Genomic DNA, 19857 nt, shown 5'->3' on the forward strand with positions numbered 1-19857 from the left:
AAGCGCCGCGATAGCGGCGGGAGGCCGCAGGCGCCGATGGCGGGCAGGACCCACAGGAGGCGTCCACCCCGCGTGGGGGTGGAAACGGGCGGGCGGGTGGGGAAGAAGCGGCGGGGAGCCGTAGGCGTCGGCGGCGGGCAGGGCCCGCAGGGGGCGTCCGCCCCGCGTGGGGGTGGAAACGGGCGGGCGGGTGGGAGGGCCCGGGTCGGGCATGTGACGTGAACCTCTCCGGGACCTCCCTTGGCCTCGTAGTTACCGATAAGTAGCATGGGCCGAGGAAGCGCGCCGCAGGCGCACCGCACCCTGGAGGAGAGCCATCGTGCCTCGTACCGTCAGGGACGTCGTCTTCGTCGACGGCGTCCGTACCCCGTTCGGCAAGGCGGGCCCGAAGGGCATCTACCACGAGACCCGCGCCGACGACCTGATCGTGAAGGCGATCCGGGAGCTCCTTCGCCGCAACCCGGCCCTCGACCCCGCCAAGATCGACGAGGTCGCCGTCGCCGCGACCACGCAGATCGGCGACCAGGGGCTGACGATCGGCCGCACGGCCGGAATCCTCGCCGGTCTGCCGCAGTCCGTACCGGGCTACTCGATCGACCGCATGTGCGCGGGCGCCCTGACCGCCGTGACGACGACCGCCGGATCGATCGCCTTCGGCGCGTACGACGCCGTGATCGCCGGTGGCGTCGAGCACATGGGCCGCCACCCGATGGGCGAGGGCGTCGACCCCAACCCGCGGTTCGTGAGCGAGAAGCTGGTCGACGAGTCCGCCCTGTTCATGGGCATGACCGCCGAGAACCTGCACGACCGCTACCCGAGCATCACCAAGCTCCGCGCCGACGAGTACGCGGTGCGCTCGCAGGAGAAGGCCGCCAAGGCGTACGCCAACGGCAAGATCCAGCAGGACCTGGTCCCGATCTCCGTCCGGCGCACCGACCCCGAGGTCGGCGAGACCGGCTGGGGGCTCGCCACGCAGGACGAGCCGATGCGCCCGGGCACCACGCTGGAGAACCTGGCCGGGCTCAAGACGCCGTTCCGCACGCACGGCCGCGTCACGGCCGGCAACGCCGCGGGGCTCAACGACGGCGCCACCGCCTCGATCATCGCCTCCGAGGACTTCGCCCGTGAGAACGGGCTTCCGGTGAAGATGCGGCTCGTGTCGTACTCCTTCGCCGGCGTCGAGCCGGAGGTCATGGGGTACGGGCCGATACCGGCCACGGAGAAGGCGCTCGCCAAGGCCGGGCTCGGCATCGGTGACATCGGGCTCTTCGAGATCAACGAGGCGTTCGCCGTCCAGGTGCTCGCCTTCCTCGAGCACTACGGCATCGCGGACGACGACGCGCGCGTCAACCAGTACGGCGGCGCCATCGCGTTCGGCCACCCGCTGGCCTCCTCCGGTGTCCGCCTGATGACGCAGCTGGCGCGGCAGTTCGAGGAGCAGCCGGAGGTCCGCTACGGCCTGACCACCATGTGCGTCGGCTTCGGCATGGGCGCGACGGTCATCTGGGAGAACCCGCACCACAAGGACGCCGGAGGCGACAAGTGAGCACCACGACCACCGAGCTCCTGAAGGGCGCGGCCGAGCTGTTCCCGGACGAGGTCGTCACGCAGGCGCACGTACGCCACCTCGACCTGCCGGGCGGGGCGGGGCGGTTCGCGCTCATCACCCTGGACAACGGCTTCGACCACACCAAGCCGACCACCTTCGGCCCCGGCTCGCTCGCGAACCTGAACGCCGCGATCGACCAGGTCGAGAAGGAGGCGGCCGAGGGCGGGATCGTCGGCGTCGGCATCACCGGCAAGCCGTTCATCTTCGCCGTCGGCGCCGACCTCAAGGGCGTGGAGATTCTCAAGCGCCACGAGGACGCGCTGGCCATCGGCAAGGGCGGGCACGACGTCTTCAAGCGGCTGTCGTCGCTCGCCGTCCCGACGTTCGCGTACTACAACGGTGCCGCGATGGGCGGCGGCGTCGAGGTCGGTCTGCACTGCACGTACCGCACCGTGTCGAAGGCGCTGCCCGCGTTCTCGCTCCCCGAGGTCTTCCTCGGGCTCGTGCCGGGCTGGGGCGGCTGCACGCTGCTTCCGAACCTGATCGGCGCGGACCGCGCGGTCTCGGTCGTCATCGAGAACTCCCTCAACCAGAACAAGCAGCTCAAGGGCGCCCAGGTCTTCGAGCTCGGCATCGCCGACGCGCTGTTCGAGGGCGCGGACTTCCTGGAGCAGTCCCTGGTGTGGACGGCGTCCGTCCTCAGCGGCGCCGTCACGGTCGACCGCGCGGACGTCGACCGCGGCGAGGGCTGGGACGCGGCGGTCGCCCGTGGCCGCGCCATCGCGGACTCCAAGGTGCACGGCGCGGCCCCGGCCGCGTACCGCGCCCTGGAGATCATCGCGGCCGCGAAGGACGGCGACGTCCAGAAGGGCTTCGACGCCGAGGACGCGGCGCTCGCCGACCTCATCATGGGCGGCGAACTGCGCAGCGGCATCTACGCGTTCAACCTCGTGCAGAAGCGCGGCAAGCGCCCGGCGGGCGCCCCGAGCAAGGACCTGGCGCGCCCGGTCACGAAGGTCGGTGTCGTCGGCGCAGGGCTGATGGCCTCGCAGCTCGCCCTGCTGTTCCTGCGCCGCCTGGAGGTGCCGGTCGTCCTGACCGACATCGACCAGGAGCGCGTCGACAAGGGCGTGGGTTACGTCCACGCCGAGATCGACAAGCTGCTCGGCAAGGGCCGGATCAACCAGGACAAGGCCAACCGCCTCAAGGCCCTGGTCACCGGTGTCCTCGACAAGGCCGAGGGCTTCGCCGACGCGGACTTCATCATCGAGGCCGTCTTCGAGGAGATCGGCGTCAAGCAGCAGGTGTTCGCGGAGGTGGAGGCGGTCGCTCCGGCGCACGCGATCCTCGCGACCAACACCTCGTCCCTGTCGGTGACGGAGATGGCGTCGAAGCTCCAGCACCCGGAGCGGGTCGTCGGCTTCCACTTCTTCAACCCGGTCGCGATCCTGCCGCTCCTGGAGATCGTGCGCGGCGAGCAGACCGACGACGCCTCGCTGGCCACGGCCTTCGGCGTCGCCAAGAAGCTGAAGAAGACCGCGGTCCTGGTGAAGGACGCCCCGGCGTTCGTCGTGAACCGCATCCTGACCCGCTTCATGGGCGAGATCCAGAACGTCATCGACGAGGGCACGCCGGTCGAGGTCGCCGAGAAGGCCGTCGAGCCGCTCGGCCTGCCGATGTCCCCGCTGGTCCTCCTGGAGCTGGTCGGCCCGGCCATCGGTCTGCACGTCTCGGAGACCCTCAACCGGTCCTTCCCCGACCGCTTCAAGGTGTCGCCGAACCTCAAGGCGGTCGTCGAGGCGGGCAAGCGCGGCTTCTACGTGTACGACAGCGGGAAGCCGGAGCTGGACCCGGAGGTCGCCGCGCTGCTCAAGCAGGGCGACACGGTCCTCACCGAGGAGCAGGTGCGCGCCCGCGTGCTCGACGCCGTCGCCCAGGAGATCGGGCTCATGCTCGACGAGGGCGTCGTCGCCGAGGCGCAGGACATCGACCTGTGCCTGATCACCGGCGCGGGCTGGCCCTTCCACCTGGGTGGCATCACGCCGTACCTGGACCGTGAGGGCGTCAGCGAGCGCGTCAACGGCAAGCGGTTCCTGGAGCCGGGTGTCGCGAGCGTGCCCGCGTAACCGCGTAACGCTGGTTCGCGAAGGTGCCCGGCACGCCGACTGGCGTGCCGGGCACCGGCGTTCAGGGCTGCTCGCGGCGGGTTTCCCGGCAGGTTCTCGGCCGATTATCGGCCACATCTTGGGCTTTTTTCGGTCGCTTTTCGGTCGCTTTTCGGAGGCTCTTCGGCCGTTCTTCGGCTGCTCCGCGACTGCTGTTCCGGCGCTGTGCGGCTGTTGTTCGGCCGCTGTGCGTCACCGCGTCAGGCGGGGGCGGCCTGTTCCCAGGCCTTCAGGGCGAGGCCCGGCTCGTCCTTGCGGTGGGTCAGGCGCAGCTCGCCCGTGCCGGGCACGAACGTCGCCGCGACCACGCCGCCCGCGGCATCCCCGCCGAGCGCGATCCGCGTGTCCACCGGCAGGGCCGGGCCCGACTCCGCCCACCAGGCGCCCGCCGACTCCAGCTCGGTCGGGTACGCGGCGAAGGCGACGCGGCCGCTCTCCGCGCGCTGCGCGAGCAGGGTGCAGTCGTGGCCGTCCAGCTCGCAGCGCACCGCGTACACCCGTCCCGGGCCCGCGGCGGGCAGGATCCGTACGGGCTCCTCGTCACCGCGCCACGCGCACAGCTCGCCGTCCTCGTCGGTGAAGAACAGGGTGGTGTGCTCGGCGGACGTGGCGAGCGCGCGCAGCGTGCCGGGGCGCGCCCGGACCGCGAGCGGCTCGTCCATCACCGGGACCTTGCCCGGGCCGTGCTGGCGCCAGCGCAGGATCGTCTCCTCCGTTGCCGCGTACGCCACGACGCGGCCCGACTCGGCCGTCGTGACGGCGAGTTCACCGCGTACGCCGGTGCCCTTGAGGTCGCGCCACGGGCCCCAGCCGCCCTTCTCCTTCTGGCCGCGCATGCTCAGACCGCCGCCGCGGTTCGGTACGAAGACGTGGGCGCGGCCCTCGGCGTCCACCGTCACGGCGGGGACGCCGGTGCGGTCGCCCTTCTTGTTCGGGTGGCCGAGCGGGTTCCAGTCGAGGGCGGCCAGGTGCGGCTGGAAGTGCGTGGAGTGCACGAGGCCCGCTTCGCCGGGGACGGTGGGGCGCCACGACACCAGGTGGGCGTAGCCGTCCGCGCCCTGGGCGGCGGCGAGCACCGGGTGCACGCGCTGGTCGCCGCCGACGACGCGCGGGGCGGTCCAGGGGCCGCCGCGGGTCTGTTCCACGCGGCACACGATGCTGTCGCCCTGCGGGCCGAAGCCGTAGACGCACAGCCTGCCGTCGCGTCCGCGTATGAGCCAGTCGCCGTTCACGGCCGAGGTGGTCAGGGCTGGAGGCATGCGGCATTCCGGGGCTGTGGGGGTTGCGGTGGGACCCACTCTAATGGGCGGCGGCACCGGGGCCGTACCCGGGCGGGTGGCCCGTGCGACCCTTGCGGCATGGACAGAGTGACCCTGGTCGTCGATGCCGCCAATGTCGTCGGTTCCGTGCCGGACGGGTGGTGGCGGGATCGGCGTGGGGCCGCGGAGCGGTTGCGCGACCGTCTGGTTGCGGTCGCCGGCTCCGGGGTGCCGGAGGTCCCCGGGCCCCTGGACGTGGTGCTCGTCGTCGAGGGGCGGGCCCGGGGGGTGGAGTCCGTGCCCGGGGTGCGGGTGGAGGCGGCGCCCGCCAGTGGGGACGACCGGATCGTGGAGCTGGTCGCGGGCGTGGCGGGGCCGGTGGTCGTGGTCACGGCGGACCGCGAACTCCGCGAACGGGTCGCCGCGCTCGGTGCGCGGGCCGTCGGCCCGCGCACCGTCCGCCCCTGACCCGGGGCCGGGTGCGGGCCGGTGGGGGGTTTCCGCCGCTACCGCGGCGGTTTGTTTCCCACCCGCCCGCCCGTTTCTGCCCTCCCGGCGGGTGAACGCCCCTCGTGGGGGTTGCTCACCGCCGGCGGCGTACGGAGGCGCGGGCCCCGTAAAGAACCGCGTCAGATTCGCTTGGCGCTGCGCAGCGTCGACGCGTAGTAGCCGTTTCCGTCCAGGCGGGACGTGCCGCCCTTGTCGCCGATCGTCGGGCCGTTGACCTCCTCGCGGCTGGAGATGAAGATCTTGTGGCCGTCCGCGTCGTGGCCGAGGAAGATGCCGACGTGGTCGAGGCGCTGCTTCGTGCGGGCGTCGAGCTTGAAGAAGACGAGGTCGCCCGGCTGGATGACGTCGATGGACTTGGGGCGGTCCGCCGCGCCCACGCCCTTGAGCTTGATGACGTCCGTGCCGACCCTGCCGCGCGCCATGCCGTTGGCCGTGCGGGGCAGGCCGTCACCCGCGGTGTCGGAGGACATCAGGGGATACCGCGCCCGGTACCCGAAGACGGTGCGGATGAAGCCGGAGCAGTCCATCGCGCGGGCCCGCTTGGCCTCGGGCTGGATCGTGGTGCCGTCGCGGAAGGTGTACGGGATGCCGAGGTAGTCGTAGAAGTCGGACTGCTCCTCGCGCAGGTCGTTGCCCTCGCTGCCGTTCGGGTTGAGGGGACCGAAGTTGGCGTCGCCCGCGTAGGCGATGCCCTCGTCGTCCTTCTTGACGGGCGCCCCCTCGACGTACTGGAACGCCATCGCGAAGATGTCGTCCTCCTCGCTGCCCGCGAACTCCTTGTACCAGTCCTTGAACCACTTCTCCTTCTCCGCGCCCTTGCGCCACACCTCCGGCATCAGGCGGACCCAGTCGTCGGTGACGACACGGGACTTGGTGTTGGCGGGCTCGGTGAAGGTGCGGCTCGGTCCGGTGAGCGTCGCGGTGCGGGCGCCGTCCGTGAACGACGCGAGGACCTTGCCGTCCTCGGTGCGCAGGACGGAGCGGTCGGGGTTGCGCAGGCGCTCCCACGACTGCTTGCCGCCCTGGGCCGACGCGCCGTTCTTCAGGTGTCCTGGCGTGTCGGTGACGGCCTGCACCTCGGGTGCCTTGTCCTGCTCGTCCTTGCGGAGTTCGACGGTCAGATAGGCACTGCCCGCGAGCAGGGCGAGGACGGTCACGGCGTGGAGTGCGGGGCGCTTCTTCTTGGGCGGCATGTGTGGCTCCGGTAGGTCGGGCCGGTCAGGCGGACGGCATGAAGCCGAGGAGGATCCCGGCGGTGAGGACGACATAGGCCATGAGGGTCACCGAGCCCGTGGCGAGCAGGGTGGGGCCCTTGGGCTGGCGCACCAGCTGGTAGGCGATCAGACCCGGCACGATGAAGCCGAGGGTCTGGTTGCTGTACATGAGCGGGAACTCGAGCGAGAGCACGATCATCACGGTGGCCTGGAGCACCACGCCGGTCAGCACGACCGCGGCGAACAGGCGCTTGCCGTAGAGGATCACGAAGCGCTGCATCAGGAGCGTGCAGACGTAGCAGAGGACCGTGACGCCCACGACCATCGCGGCGCGCTGGAGGTCCTCGACGAGGGTCAGCGCGAGCCAGCCCGGGGTGATCATGCCGCCGGGCGAGAGGTTGGTCGTGAGATAGCAGACCAGGGAGAAGAGCAGCCCGAGCGCGATGCCGACCGCGGCGATCTCGGGGGTGAGGACGGAGGGGATCAACGGGGCTCTCCTGGGCTGTGCCACTGCTGGGTGTCGTCGGCGGCGGGCGGGACGGGCGGGACGCGCGGCTCGAACAGGCCGCGGGGCGCCGGGGGCTGGGGGTCCGGCGCCTGCGCGGGCGGGTACGCCTCGGGGGGCGTGACCTGCTGCGGTGCGTAGGCGTGGGGCTCCTGGTGCGGCGCGTAGGACTCCTGGTGCGCGTACGGCTCGTGCTGCGCGTACAGCTGCTCCTGGTGCGCGTACGGGTCCTGGGCCGGGGTCGCGTACGGGGCAGCGGCCGCGTACTGCTGGTTCTGGTCGTACTGCTGGTGCTGCTGGTGCGACTGGTTCTGCTGGTGCGGCTGGTGCTGGTCGTACTGCTGGTGCTGGCCGTACTGGTCGTACGTCCCGTACGCCGCCGCCGCGTACGTCTGGTCCGGCGTCCGCTGCGACGGCAGCTGCACCACCGCAGGCTGGAGCGGCTGCGTGTACCGCGTCTCGTACGCCTCCGGGTAGTGCTGGTAGGGGTCGAGGTGCGGCTCGTACAGCGGTGTCGGCTGGGTCCGCTCGACCACGCCCTCGGCGGTGGGCGCCGCCTCGGGCTCCTCGCTCTCGTCGGCGGGGAGTTCCGCGAGGTGCTCAAGGAGCAGCTCGCCCTGGCCGTGGATGTTGCCGATGGCGACGAGCGAGGAGTCCTGGCCGAGCTGGCCGAGCAGCTGGGCCATGAACTCCTCGGGGTCGCGCCGGTCGCCGCCGAGGTCGACGGCGCGGGAGCGCCACTCGGAGGGGATCGCGTCGATGGCGCTCTTCGCGGGGTGGCCGATGACGAAGACCTTGTCCGGCTTGAGGTCCGGGATGATCTCGCCCATCTGGCCGTTGCGCTCGACGCGGTCGGGGCGGCAGTTGATGACGACGTTGAGCGGGCGGTGGATGGCGCCGAGGTCGAGCAGCTGGTTGATGTTCATCAGCGTCGACTCGGGGTCGTTGGCCGCGAAGACGTTGGCGAAGCGGAGCTTCTTGCCCTCCTCGGTCACGTACCGCTCGACGGAGAGGACACCGGGGTCCGGCGGCGCGTCGTACATGCCCTGGAGGGCGACCTCGCGGCCGACGCCGAGGAGCTCGGCGACCTTCAGGGCGATCGCCACGTTCTCCTTGAAGGTGAACCAGCTGAAGCCGCGCAGCTCCTCGTCGGTGACCGTCTCCGGGTCGGCGTAGATCAGCTCGCAGTTCCGGGCGTCGGCCTCTTCCTTGAGGATGTCGAAGCGGTCCTTCTCGGCGGTGACGCAGATGCCGTTCTCCGGCATGGAGCGGGAGAGGGAGCGGGCGACGTCGTCGAGGGTCGGGCCCATCTCGGCGAGGTGGTCCTCGCGGACGTTGCAGAGGACGCCGATGGTGGAGCGGATCAGCTTGGACTGGTTGATCTCCTGGAGCGCCGGCATGACCGCCATGCACTCGATGACCAGGGCGTCCGGGTTGTACGCCGCCGCGCGGCGCACGATGCCGATCTGCTCGACGACGTTGGCGATGCCGAACTTGCGGTAGACCGGCTCCTCGGTGGCGTCGGGGTGGATGAACCGGGCGGCGGTGCCGGTGGTCTTGGCGACCGTGGTCAGGTCGCCGCCGCGCAGCGCGCCCGCGCACAGGCGGGTGATGGAGCTCTTGCCGCGGATGCCGTTGACGAGCACCCGCGACGGTATGTGCTCCAGGTTGGTGAAGTGCCGCCGCTGCTCGATCACTCCGGCGACCAGGAGGATGGCGCAGCACACCACGAGGACGGTGTAGAGGAAGTACACGTCGGTTCAGTTCCTTCCGGCGAGACCGGCCGCGACGCCGTCCCGCTTGCCCTTCGAACCCGTCGGCAGCTGCTGCCTGATGAGTTCGAGGCTGCGGGTGACGGCACCGACCTCGTCGTGGTGGACCGGGTAGAGGACGGTGCGGCGGTCGCCGTCGGCGAGCGCCTCCGCCCGGTCGGCGAGCTGCCGCAGCGGGCGTACGACGACGATGTGCAGCCAGCCGAGGCAGGCCGCGGCGGCGGTGATGCCGAGCATGCCGGCGAGGACCGTGCGGTTCTGCAGCGTGTACTCGGGGATGGGCAGTCCGGACGCGGGCTGCCAGCTGACCACGGTCCAGCCGAGCGACTTGGCGGCGCCGCCGCCGACGAACGGCGCGGCGGCCGCGATCTGGATGTCGCCGCCGTCGCGGTACAGGACGCCGCTGGGCCGCGGGCTGAGGCCGACCTTCTGGCTGGTGCCCTCGACGAGCGCGTTGAGGCGGCCGCCGGGCAGGCCCTGGAACTCGCGGTAGCCGGTGTTGCCGCCGATGATCTTGCGGTCCTTGTCGACGACGCGGACCGCGCCGAGGCCCGGGCGCTTGAGCAGCGAGTTGAGGAAGTCGATGCGGAACTCGCCGACGACGGCGGCCCCGCCCCGGCCCGGCACCTCGGCCGTGCCGATGATCACCGGCTCCTTGCCGCCGTCGTCGACCACGCGGATCGGCTGGTCGGACGGCTCCTTGCCGGCGCCGCGCGGGTCCTCGCCGGCCTCGGAGAGGACCTTGCCGTCCTTGTCGAGGACGTACAGGGAGCGGTAGCGGGTGTGCTGGTTCAGGGTGCCTTCGAGGACCTTGCCCATCTGGTCGGGCTCGGTGCGGGCGCCGATGAGGGAGGCCACCGACGTGAGGTCGGCGTGGCCTTCGTTCAGGGCGCGGCGGACCCGGTCGGTGAGCGTGTCGGTGCGCTCGCGCTGGTCGTTGACGAGCTGCTGCGGGACCTGGACGGTGTCGCCCGCGCGGTTGAGCAGCAGGAGCAGCGGCGCCGACCAGACGAGCAGGAGCACGCCGCAGACCGCGAGGAGGGTGCGGGTGCCGCGCCCGCGGAGCCTGCCGGGCTTGGCCTTGGGCGCCGCGGTGGCCTCGGCGGGCTCGCCGAGCAGCTGGCGGCGCAGCCGTTCGAGGGCGCCGCCGATGCGGGCGGCCTCGCCGTACTTGGGCACGGTCACCGGGCGGCTGAGGTCGCCGCGGGTGAGCCTGCGGCTCTCCAGGAACAGGCGGATGAGCGGGCGCTGCACGGTGCGCAGGAGCAGGAAGACGGTCAGGCCGCCGATGATCAGCAGGGCACCGGCGGCGAGCAGGCCGAACGCGGAGCTGTTGCGTCGCTCCTGGTCCTCGGCGACGGGCTGCATGGCGACGACGCTGAGGCCGAGCCGGGTCGCCACGGTCTGCTCGCCCGCCTCGGGGGCGGCGAGCGAGGCGTAGCCGGCGACGGCCCGCTCGCTGAGGAAACTGTCGCCGACCAGGTAGCCGCTGACGCCCTTGTAGCCGCCGGAGCCGGGCTCCTTGGCCATCAGGGGGTGCTTGCGCGACTTCTTGGCGGCGGACTTGGCGAACGCCTTGAGCTGCTTGTTGGACTGCTTGACTTCCTTGCGCTGCAGGTCGGTGAGGACCTGCTCGGGCTCGGGGATGCCGTCGGTGCTCAGGACGTTGCCGTCCTGGCCGACGACGGCGATGGAGCGGAAGTTGCCGAGGCTGATGCCGGGGAAGCGCAGGCTGTTGGAGGCGACGAGCAGCTGCTGCGGCTGGCCCTTCCAGCTGAGCACGGCGAAGGCGAGCAGCCGGGTCTCGCCGTTCTCCAGGCGGACCATGCGCGGCCTGAGGCCGTCCTCGTCCTTGAGCTTGGAGCGGTCGATCGCGGCCAGGGGCACGTTCTCGCCGCGCGCGGCGAGGAGCTTGCCGGAGCGGATCTCGACGACGGCGGTGCCCATCCACTTCTGGTAGACGCTGCCGATCTTGTCGAGCACGGCGTCGGCGGGCACGGGGTCGCCCGCGCTGAAGAGGCCCGCGGTGCGCGTCAGGTCGGTGACGCTCTCGTCGATGGAGGCGCGCAGGGCGATGGCGCCGTCCTCGGCGAAGTGCTGCTGGGACTGCTTGACGGCCTTGGGGACCGCCTCCTGGCCGACGCGGCCAAGAGCGAGGGCGGTGACGCCCGCCAGGGCGAGGAGCAGAACCGACAGCACGGCGATCGGGGGCCGGATGCCTCCGATGAGTGACATATCGGTCCTTCGGCGGACCTTGTGCCGCCGCTTCGACGACGAAGCGGCCAAGGGGGTGCTCCTCTCCTGGAGTGACACATCGGTGACACTGAGTACGGGTTGCGCGGGCCTGCGCTCTTGCGCAGGCAGGTGCGGTCGGAAGGTCATGACCCGCGGCGCACGCGAAGGGATGTACGCGGGTTGCGAGATGTGACCTACGTCAAAGATCAACTCACGACGCGCGCCGCGGCCTCTTCGCGGGCCATGACCTGGCGTTCTTCCGGATGTTGCGGAATGTTTTAGTCCGGCAGGCTCTCCAGCGGCTCCAGGCCGTCCTTGCTCGCCCCGCGGTTCAGGAGGGTGCCCTCGGTGCGCTCGAAGGCGAGCCGGAGCCGGGCGCGGCGCTCGTCGCTGAGGCCCTTTCCGTCACGCAGCGTGGCCGCGATGTCGAGGAGCCGGTGGTCCTTGACGGCCCCCTTGGGCAGCTCCCCGGTCTCGTCCGGGTCCGGCGGGAGCTCCGTGAACGTCGGCACGTACTTCGCCTGGACGTCCCACTTGCCGTCGCGCTTGAAGAACTTGAACCAGCCGATGACGCCTTCCTCGGTCAGGCCGCTGGGCACGTCGTGCCGGGCGATCTGGTTGCCGAGTCCGTACGCGATCCAGGTGCCGTCGACCTTCTCCATCGGCTGCACGACGTGCGCGTGGTGGCCGATCACCAGGTTGATCCCGGTCTTCTCGGCGATCTGGCGGGCCAGCTTGATCTGCGGGGTGCTGGCGTTGGGCTGGTTCTCACGGCCCCAGTGGATGCTCAGGATGACGACCTCGGCGCCCGCGGCGCGGGCCCGCTTCTCGGCGGCGGCGATCGCGTCGAAGTCGTTCTGGTTGACGATCCAGGGCTTGTCCTTCGGGATCTGCCGGCCGTTGAAGCCGAACGCGAAGGCGATCTGCCCGACCTTGACGCCCTTGACGGTCGTGATCAGGGGCTTCTTGGCCTCCGCCGCGCTGCGCGCCGAACCGGTGTGCTTCAGGCCCGCCTTGTCGAGCGCGTTCAGGGTGCGGGTGACGCCCTTGGGGCCGTGGTCGAGGGTGTGGTTCGAGACGCTGGAGCACTGGTCGTAGCCGACGTCCTTGACCGCGGTGGTGATCTGCGGCGGCACCAGGAAGTCCGGGTAGGTCTTGAACGGGCCCTCGGGCTTGCCCACCACCGGCTCGAAGTGGCAGATCCCGAGGTCGGCCTTGCTGATCACCGGCTTGATGCCGGCCAGCATGGGCCGGAAGTCGATCCCCTTCTCGCCCTTGCCCGTCGCCTTGGCGTCCTTGCGCGCCTGCTCGGTGAGCTGGGGGTGGATGAGGATGTCACCGGCGGCGGCGACGGTGAACGAGGGGCTGCCTGCGTCGGCGGCCGGGTCGCCGCCGTCGTCGTCGCCGAAGGGGCCGCAGGCGGTGCCCGCGAGCAGGACGAGCGAGGCCGCGCCGACCGATATGAGCCTGCGGGAAGGACGTGTCATCACGGGGATATCTTTATACAACCATGACTCACCCTCCAATTCGGTCGATAACGAACGCAAACCGGAGTGAAGTTCACCGAGTTCGCCGAGTTCGCCGCGCGCGCCGGGTCCCGCGTGCGCTCGGCGTGCTCGCGCTGACGGTCGCCGGTGTGCTGTGCCTCACGCAGTGCGGCTCGTCGGACGACGGCGGGCGGCGGCCCTCCGCGTCCGGCGAGCGGTCGCCGGAGAAACGGCCGTCGTCCCCCGCGCCCGGCGACGGGAACACCGGGGGCAGCGGGGACGACCAGGGCAACAGGGACAACGAGGACGTCGACGGCACGGACGACGGCGAGGCGAGCCTCGACCGGCTGATCGCCGGGTACACCGCGGGCTTCGCCGAGAACAGCGGGTACCGCCGCCCGTCGTCCACACAGCGGCGCACGGTCGCCGAGGGCGTCGCGCTGCTCGTCGACAGGAAGCGCAAGCGCGCCGAACACCGCCTGGCCGACGTGGACTTCACCGTCCGCACGATCACGGACCCGAGTACGGGACGGCGGTACGCGGAGGTCTCCGACCGCTCCGAGCACGCCGCGGCGCCGCGCGGCTGGGGGCGGGTCTACGTGGACCTCGACTCCCCCGTCCGCTGGTCCGTGCAGGTGCCGCACCCCGCCGCCGACCGGGACACCGAGCGCATCGCGGCCCAGCTGATGCAGCGCTCACGCGGTGGCGTACTCGTCATTGCGGGGGCACATCGCAAAGCGGGGCGCGGAGACGAGGCGGATGTGGCGCACCGGCGGAAGAGCGTGTTCCACGCCATCTGCGACGAGTTGGCCAAGCGCGGTCTGCCCGGAATCCAGGTGCACGGCATGGCGGACGACTCGGCGCCGGACCACGACGTGGTCGCCTCCACGGGCAAGGGCAGGGAGGCCGTCAGGGAGGGCCGCGACCTCGCGGACGCGCTGCGCCGCCGCGGCTACGAGGTCTGCCGCGCGTGGGCCCGCTCGTGCCCCCTGGAGGGCCGCACCAACGTCCAGGGCCGCAACGCGACCGCGCAGGACACGGAGTTCCTGCACGTGGAGTTCGCCCCGAAGCTGCGTACGGAGCAGCGGCACCGCGGCCGGGCCGTGGCGGCCCTTGCGGAGGTCACGCGGGACTGGCGCCGCCGGTAACCCTCGGATGGGCCGAACAGCATCGCGCTTCGCGCTCGTCCTCACACGCCGGACGGGCTGAATCGCCCCTCTCGCACGTACACGACCGCCCCACCCACCGACTCCACCGGCTCGTACCCCGCCCTCAAGACCCGGCGGAGCCCCGGCACCCGGTCCGGTCCGTACGGCTTGCCGCGGGAGTCGTCGACGATCAGGGCGGGCGGACGGCTCGCGAGCTCGGTGCGGAAGGTGTCCCAGGCGCCCGCCATCGCGTACCGCTCGCCGACCCGGGGGCCGTCGCGGCCGCCGCTGTAGTTCGTCAGGAGGCCCGCCGTGAGGTACCGGCTCGCGGGGGTGCGGTCGGCGAGCCAGTACGTCTCGGGGTGTATCCCCCAGACCAGGACCCGGTCGTCGGGGGCCGTCCGCGCCCGCACCGCCTGCGCGAGCCGCTCGGCGTGCGCGAGGTCGGGGCGCGGCGCGAGCAGCCCCCAGGTGACGAAGAGCGCGCACGCGCACGCCGACGCGACGACCGCCCGCGGGGTCCGCTCCCCCGGCAGGATCTGCAGCGCCGCCGTGGCGAGCAGCGCGAGCGGCGGCGTGAGCTGGAGGAAGTAGTGGCCGAAGAAGTGGAAGCCGAGCAGCACCGCGGCGGCCGACGCGACGAGCCACAGCCACAGCTCGGCGGCGCCGGTCCTGGCGACGCGCAGGACCCGTACGACCGGCGGGACGAGCCCGGCGCAGGCGGCGCCGAGGATCGCCGTGTTCGCGACGCCGCGGAACAGCACGTGGAGTTCGGAGCCGGTGAAGGAGGCGTACGCGCCGGAGCCCGTGACCGTCCAGAAGACGAAGCCCCCGGGCGTCGTGGCGAGCGCCACCGCGACCACCGGCGCGAGGAGACCGGCCCCCAGCAGCAGTACGTCACGTCGGCGGGTGCCCGGCAGGGCGCGCCGCCACAGCAGCAACGCCACCGGGAGCAGCACCGCGCCGCCCGTCTGCTTGGCGAGGAACGCGCACGCGACCGCCGCGCCCGCGAGCCCCGGGCGGCGCCGGTCCGCGCACCACATGGCGGCCGCCGTGCAGGGCAGCATGAAGACCTCGAAGGTCGCCGCCTGGGCGTCCTCCGGGTTGAGGCCGACGGAGATCAGCAGATAGAGGACGCCCGCCGTGCGGCCCGCGCCGTCGCCCCAGCGGCGCCGGGCGAAGGACGCGAGGAGCGCGGCGGTCGCCACGTGGGCGCCGACCGCGAGCAGCTTCAGGGGCAGCAGCGAGGCGTCGCCGAAGACCGCGAAGGCGCCCTGGTACAGCCAGGGGACCAGCGGCGGCTTGCGGTCCACCACCGTCTCGTACAGCGCGCCGCCGTTGGCCAACAGCCGTGCCTGGACGGCGAGATAGCCCTCGTCCGGGTTCCACAGCGGCCGCGCGAAGGACGGCAAGCGGGTGGCGCAGGCGAGCAGGGCGAGGCCCGGGAGCAGCCGGGTCCAGTAGGCGGGAGGGGGTGCGGGGCTTGCGGAGCGTGGCGGGGCGAGCGGCTCGACGAGCATGGCACGCACCGTATCCGGCCCCGCAGCCCCCGTCGAAAGGCATGAAAAACGGACGAAGTCGACTGCGAGGGTCGGCTACGGGGTGTCGCGGCCCGGTGGGCGGATGACCTCGCCGACCGTCGTCTCCTCGTGCCGGCCGAGGCGGCTGTGCGAGCGGCCGTAGACGAAGTAGACGAGGAAGCCGAGGGCCATCCAGATGCCGAAGCGGAGCCAGGTCTCCGCGGGCAGGTTGAGCATCAGCCACAGCGAGGCGGCGACGGAGAGCACCGGCAGGACGGGCACCCAGGGGGTACGGAAGGAGCGGTGCAGGTCGGGGCGGGTCCTGCGCAGGATGATCACGCCGAGGGCGACGACCACGAAGGCGAACAGGGTGCCGATGTTCACCAGCTCGGCGAGTTCGCTCAGGCTGGTGAACCCGGCGACGATCGCGATGATCGTGCCGAGCAGGATGGTGGGCCGGTGCGGGGTCTTGAAGCGCGGGTGGACGCGGGAGAAGAACCGCGGGAGCAGCCCGTCCCGGCTCATCGCGAAGAAGACCCGGGTCTGGCCGAGGAGCAGGATCATGCAGACGGTGGTCAGGCCGACGGCGGCGCCGAAGCTGATGAAGCCCGCGTACCAGGGGTGTCCTGTGGCCTTGAACGCGTCGGCGAGCGGGGCCTTCACGGAGAGCTCGCTGTAGTGCTGCATGCCGGTCACGACGATCGACACGGCCACGTAGAGCGTGGTGCAGATGAGCAGCGAGCCGAGGATGCCGCGCGGCATGTCCCGCTGCGGGTTCTTGGTCTCCTCGGCGGCCGTGGCCACGACGTCGAAGCCGATGAAGGCGAAGAAGACGACCGAGGCGGCGGTGAAGATGCCCATCACGCCGAAGTTGCTGGGCGCCCAGCCGAACATCAGCTGGATCAGCGGTGACTGGATGTCGCCGCCCGCCTCCACCGGCTGCGACTTCGGGATGAACGGGTCGTAGTTGGCGCCCTTGATGAAGAACGCGCCCGCCACGATCACGACGAGGACGACCGTCACCTTGATCGCGACGACGAGCGAGGTGATCCGCGCGGACAGCTTCATGCCGAGGACGAGGATGCCGGTGAGTACGAGGACGAGGGCGGCGGCGAGGATGTCGAAGCCGAAGCCGTCGGCGCCGTCTCTGCCGCTGAGCGCCTCCGGCAGGTGCCAGCCCGCGTTGTCCAGGAGCGAGGAGATGTAGCCGGACCAGCCGACGGCGACCACCGCGGTGCCGAGGGCGAACTCCAGGACGAGGTCCCAGCCGATGATCCAGGCGGGCAGTTCGCCGAGGGAGGCGTACGAGAACGTGTACGCGGAGCCGGCCACCGGGAGCGTCGAGGCGAACTCCGCGTAGCAGAGGGCGGCGAGGGCGCAGACGACGCCCGCCACGACGAAGGCCAGGGCCACGGCGGGGCCCGCGTTGTTCTTGGCGACCGTGCCGGTGAGGACGAAGATGCCGGTGCCGATGATGACACCGACCCCGAAGACGGTCAGGTCGAGGGCGGACAGGGATTTCTTGAGCGCGTGCTCGGGTTCCTCGGTGTCGAGGATGGACTGCTCGACCTTCTTCGTCCGGAAGAGGGTGCTGCTCACTGGCGTACCTCCCACGCGTGTCGTCTTCGACATGATCGAGAGGGGACGTACACCGGGTGCCCCAACGCGGGGCGATTCACGCGAAGGGGTCCGTAACCTGCGGCTGTCTGGGTGGCTCGCCCCTCTCCCACCCGCCCGCCCGTTTCCAGTGGGACACAGGTGACCGCCCCTGGTGGGGACACCCCGCCGTCGGCGGCGAATGGGGTGGGTGGGCGGGGCGGATCCCGGCGGGAAGCGCATGGGGTGGGTGGGCGAGGTAGATCCCGGCGGGAAGCGCATGGGGTGGGTGGGCGGGGTGGATCCCGCCGCGGAGCGGCGGGGCGGGGGCGCATCCGACCTGGTGCGGCCCGGTGGGGGGGTGCGTCGGGGTCGTGGGCGGGTGCGGGCCGGTGGGTGGTGCCGCCGCGCTGCGCGCGGCGTTGTTTCCCACCCGCCCGCCCGTTTCCACCCTCCCAGCGGCTGGACGCCCCCGGCGGGGGCTGACCACCATCGGCGACTGCCGCCGACGGCGGGGAGGCCCCACCAGGGGCGGTCACCCCGCGGACAACTGGAAACGGGCGGGCGGGCGGGAAAAGACCGCCCCCCGACGGGGTCAGCCCACCGCCGCCGACGGCGGGGAGGCCCCACCAGGGGCGGTCACCCCGCGGACGACTGGAAACGGGCGGGCGGGTGGGAGAGGGCCGGCCCCTGACGGGGTCAGTCGCGGGCCGGTTCCACCGAGTCGACCTCCATGGAGCGCCCACGCTCAACGCGCCCGTCCAGCTTCGCGACAAGCCCCGTCACCTGACGGGCGATGTCCGGCGCGGTCAGGCCGATCTCGGCCATGACCTCCTTGCGCGACGCGTGGTCGAGGAATCGCGGCGGAATGCCGAAGTCCCGCAGCGGCACATCCACGCCCGCGTCCCGCAGCGCCTGCGCGATCGCCGAACCGACGCCCCCCGCACGGGAGTTGTCCTCGACGGTGACCACGACCCGGTGCTGCTCCGCCAGCGGCGCCATCGCCTCGTCGACCGGCTTGACCCAGCGCGGGTCGACGACGGTCGTGGAGATGCCCTGCTTGTCGAGGAGGTCCGCGATCTCCAGGCACATGGGGGCGAGCGCGCCCACGGAGACCAGGAGGACGTCGGGACGGTCGGCGTCGGGGCGGCGCAGCACGTCCATGCCGCCGACGCGGGCGACGGCCTTGACGGCCGGGCCGACCGCGCCCTTGGAGTAGCGCACGACGGTCGGGGCGTCGTCGACCTCGACGGCCTCGCGCAGCTGGAGGCGGACCTGGTCGGCGTCGCGGGGCGCGGCGATCCGCAGGGTCGGCACGCACTGGAGGATCGACATGTCCCACATGCCGTTGTGCGAGGCGCCGTCCGTGCCGGTCACGCCCGCCCGGTCCAGGACGAAGGTGACGCCGCACTTGTGCAGGGCCACGTCCATCAGGAGCTGGTCGAAGGCGCGGTTGAGGAAGGTCGCGTACACGGCGAAGACCGGGTGCAGGCCGCCGCTGGCCAGGCCCGCCGCCGAGACCGCCGCGTGCTGCTCGGCGATGCCGACGTCGTACACCCGGTCGGGGAAGGCGGTGGCGAACTTCTGCAGGCCGACCGGCTGCAGCATCGCGGCGGTGATCGCGACGATGTCCTCGCGCTCGTGGCCGAGCTTGACCATCTCCTCGCCGAACACGGACGTCCAGTCCATGCCGCCCGCGGCGATGGGCAGGCCGGTGTCGGGGTGGATGGGGCCGATGCCGTGGAAGTGGTCGGCCTCGTCCTCCTCGGCGGGCTTGTAGCCGCGGCCCTTCTCGGTGAGGCAGTGCACGATGACGGGGCCGTTGAAGCGCTTGGCGCGCTGGAGCGCGGACTCCAGGGCCTCGATGTCGTGGCCGTCGATCGGGCCGACGTACTTCAGGCCGAGGTCCTCGAACATGCCCTGCGGCGCGATGAAGTCCTTCAGGCCCTTCTTGGCGCCGTGCAGCGTCTCGTACAGCGGCTTCCCGACGACGGGCGTGCGCTCCAGGATGTCCTTGCCGCGGGCCAGGAAGCGCTCGTAGCCGTCGGTGGTGCGCAGCGTCGCCAGGTGGTTGGCGAGTCCGCCGATCGTGGGAGCGTACGACCGCTCGTTGTCGTTGACCACGATCACCAGGGGGCGGTCCTTGGCGGCCGCGATGTTGTTCAGGGCCTCCCAGGCCATGCCGCCGGTCAGCGCGCCGTCGCCGATGACGGCGACCACGTGGTCGTCCTTGCCGCGCACCTCGTTGGCCTTGGCGAGGCCGTCGGCCCAGCCGAGGACCGTGGAGGCGTGGCTGTTCTCGATCATGTCGTGCTCGGACTCGGCCCGCGAGGGGTAGCCGGAGAGCCCGCCCTTGGCGCGCAGCTTGGCGAAGTCCTGGCGGCCGGTGAGCAGCTTGTGGACGTACGCCTGGTGGCCGGTGTCCCACAGGATCTTGTCCTGGGGCGACTCGAAGACGCGGTGCAGGGCGATCGTGAGCTCGACGACGCCGAGGTTGGGGCCGAGGTGGCCGCCGGTCTTGGAGACTGCGTCGACGAGGAAGCCGCGGATCTCGGTCGCCAGCTGGTTGAGCTGTTCCGGGCCGAGCAGGTCCAGATCGCGCGGTCCCGTGATGCGGGTCAGCAGCGGCACCCGTGCCTCCTTGCAGTAGAGCGTTCAGCGCTGTTCGAGCATTGCCGGGCCTGTCGAGTCTAATGTTCCGCCGTTGACGGCGGAGTCCGGGCCGGGAGTCGTACGTCACGCGATCGGCCGTAAATCGATCAGAACAGACGGCAGGAATGGGAACGTCTGTTCCCATCTTTACGTGGGTGGGGACATGGCCGTGGGCGGTAGACCTAAGACCCGGAGCGGGGCGGGGGGCGCCGGATAAAGCGGGGGCGGCCGGGGTATGGGTGCGC

13 protein-coding genes are annotated in these 19857 nt (G+C 71.7%); 4 read left to right on the top strand and 9 right to left on the bottom strand.

Annotated elements, in window-relative coordinates; genetic code table 11:
- The first annotated feature begins 319 nt into the window (after positions 1-319).
- Positions 320-1546, top strand: a complete 1227-nt coding sequence (locus ACFWZ5_RS14505) for a thiolase family protein (RefSeq protein ID WP_384805935.1) — start codon at positions 320-322, stop codon at positions 1544-1546.
- Positions 1543-3675: a 3-hydroxyacyl-CoA dehydrogenase NAD-binding domain-containing protein gene (locus ACFWZ5_RS14510; RefSeq protein WP_384805937.1), complete on the top strand. Its 2133-nt coding sequence runs from the start codon at positions 1543-1545 to the stop codon at positions 3673-3675. Before ACFWZ5_RS14505 ends, ACFWZ5_RS14510 begins: the two co-directional genes overlap by 4 nt.
- 239 nt (positions 3676-3914) lie before the next feature.
- Here the strand turns inward: ACFWZ5_RS14510 and ACFWZ5_RS14515 are convergent, their stop codons facing one another.
- Positions 3915-4946 carry a hypothetical protein gene (locus tag ACFWZ5_RS14515; protein WP_384805939.1) on the bottom strand — a complete coding sequence of 344 codons (1032 nt, stop codon included), beginning with the start codon at positions 4944-4946 and terminating at the stop codon, positions 3915-3917.
- Between the two features lie 126 nt (positions 4947-5072).
- Between ACFWZ5_RS14515 and ACFWZ5_RS14520 the strand changes: the two genes are divergently transcribed.
- The gene (locus tag ACFWZ5_RS14520) at positions 5073-5441 is read left to right on the top strand and encodes an NTP pyrophosphohydrolase (RefSeq protein ID WP_384890739.1); all 369 of its coding nucleotides are present in this window, start codon (positions 5073-5075) and stop codon (positions 5439-5441) included.
- A gap of 161 nt (positions 5442-5602) precedes the next feature.
- On the opposite strand, the gene ACFWZ5_RS14525 is transcribed toward ACFWZ5_RS14520, so the two are convergent.
- The 5 genes from ACFWZ5_RS14525 to ACFWZ5_RS14545 all read right to left on the bottom strand — a co-directional run bounded on the left by ACFWZ5_RS14525 (position 5603) and on the right by ACFWZ5_RS14545 (position 12696).
- Positions 5603-6676, bottom strand: a complete 1074-nt coding sequence (locus tag ACFWZ5_RS14525; protein ID WP_384803580.1) for a C40 family peptidase — start codon at positions 6674-6676, stop codon at positions 5603-5605.
- A gap of 25 nt (positions 6677-6701) precedes the next feature.
- Positions 6702-7184 carry a poly-gamma-glutamate biosynthesis protein PgsC/CapC gene (locus tag ACFWZ5_RS14530; RefSeq protein ID WP_384803582.1) on the bottom strand — a complete coding sequence of 161 codons (483 nt, stop codon included), beginning with the start codon at positions 7182-7184 and terminating at the stop codon, positions 6702-6704.
- Positions 7181-8956, bottom strand: a complete 1776-nt coding sequence (gene pgsB, locus ACFWZ5_RS14535; RefSeq protein ID WP_384803585.1) for a poly-gamma-glutamate synthase PgsB — start codon at positions 8954-8956, stop codon at positions 7181-7183. The genes ACFWZ5_RS14530 and pgsB overlap by 4 nt, the downstream gene beginning before the upstream one ends.
- Positions 8957-8962: 6 nt before the next feature.
- A complete protein-coding gene (locus ACFWZ5_RS14540) occupies positions 8963-11209 on the bottom strand; it encodes a HAMP domain-containing protein (protein ID WP_384803588.1) in 2247 nt (748 codons plus the stop codon).
- A 278-nt stretch (positions 11210-11487) separates the two neighbouring features.
- Positions 11488-12696, bottom strand: coding sequence for a CapA family protein (locus ACFWZ5_RS14545; protein ID WP_384803591.1), 1209 nt, complete (start codon positions 12694-12696; stop codon positions 11488-11490).
- A gap of 125 nt (positions 12697-12821) precedes the next feature.
- Here ACFWZ5_RS14545 and ACFWZ5_RS14550 point away from each other — a divergent pair, with 125 nt between their 5' ends.
- A complete protein-coding gene (locus ACFWZ5_RS14550; RefSeq protein WP_384803594.1) occupies positions 12822-13844 on the top strand; it encodes a hypothetical protein in 1023 nt (340 codons plus the stop codon).
- A gap of 41 nt (positions 13845-13885) precedes the next feature.
- Here ACFWZ5_RS14550 and ACFWZ5_RS14555 read toward each other — a convergent pair whose 3' ends face one another.
- The 3 genes from ACFWZ5_RS14555 to dxs form a co-directional block, all read right to left on the bottom strand.
- A complete protein-coding gene (locus ACFWZ5_RS14555; protein WP_384803597.1) occupies positions 13886-15364 on the bottom strand; it encodes an ArnT family glycosyltransferase in 1479 nt (492 codons plus the stop codon).
- A gap of 75 nt (positions 15365-15439) precedes the next feature.
- Positions 15440-16963, bottom strand: coding sequence for an amino acid permease (locus ACFWZ5_RS14560; protein WP_384890742.1), 1524 nt, complete (start codon positions 16961-16963; stop codon positions 15440-15442).
- A gap of 696 nt (positions 16964-17659) precedes the next feature.
- Positions 17660-19591, bottom strand: a complete 1932-nt coding sequence (gene dxs / locus ACFWZ5_RS14565) for a 1-deoxy-D-xylulose-5-phosphate synthase (protein ID WP_384803094.1) — start codon at positions 19589-19591, stop codon at positions 17660-17662.
- Positions 19592-19857 lie beyond the last annotated feature (266 nt).

The organism is Streptomyces sp. NPDC059003 (assembly GCF_042740445.1).
In the GTDB taxonomy this organism is placed as follows: Bacteria; Actinomycetota; Actinomycetes; order Streptomycetales; family Streptomycetaceae; genus Streptomyces.

Coding starts and splice junctions, on each gene's coding strand:
- ACFWZ5_RS14520 (WP_384890739.1), top strand. CDS start 5,073: ATGGACAGAGTGACCCTGGTCGTCGATGCCGCCAATGTCGTCGGTTCC.
- ACFWZ5_RS14525 (WP_384803580.1), bottom strand. CDS start 6,676: ATGCCGCCCAAGAAGAAGCGCCCCGCACTCCACGCCGTGACCGTCCTC.
- ACFWZ5_RS14545 (WP_384803591.1), bottom strand. CDS start 12,696: ATGACACGTCCTTCCCGCAGGCTCATATCGGTCGGCGCGGCCTCGCTC.
- ACFWZ5_RS14555 (WP_384803597.1), bottom strand. CDS start 15,364: ATGCTCGTCGAGCCGCTCGCCCCGCCACGCTCCGCAAGCCCCGCACCC.
- ACFWZ5_RS14540 (WP_384803588.1), bottom strand. CDS start 11,209: ATGTCACTCATCGGAGGCATCCGGCCCCCGATCGCCGTGCTGTCGGTT.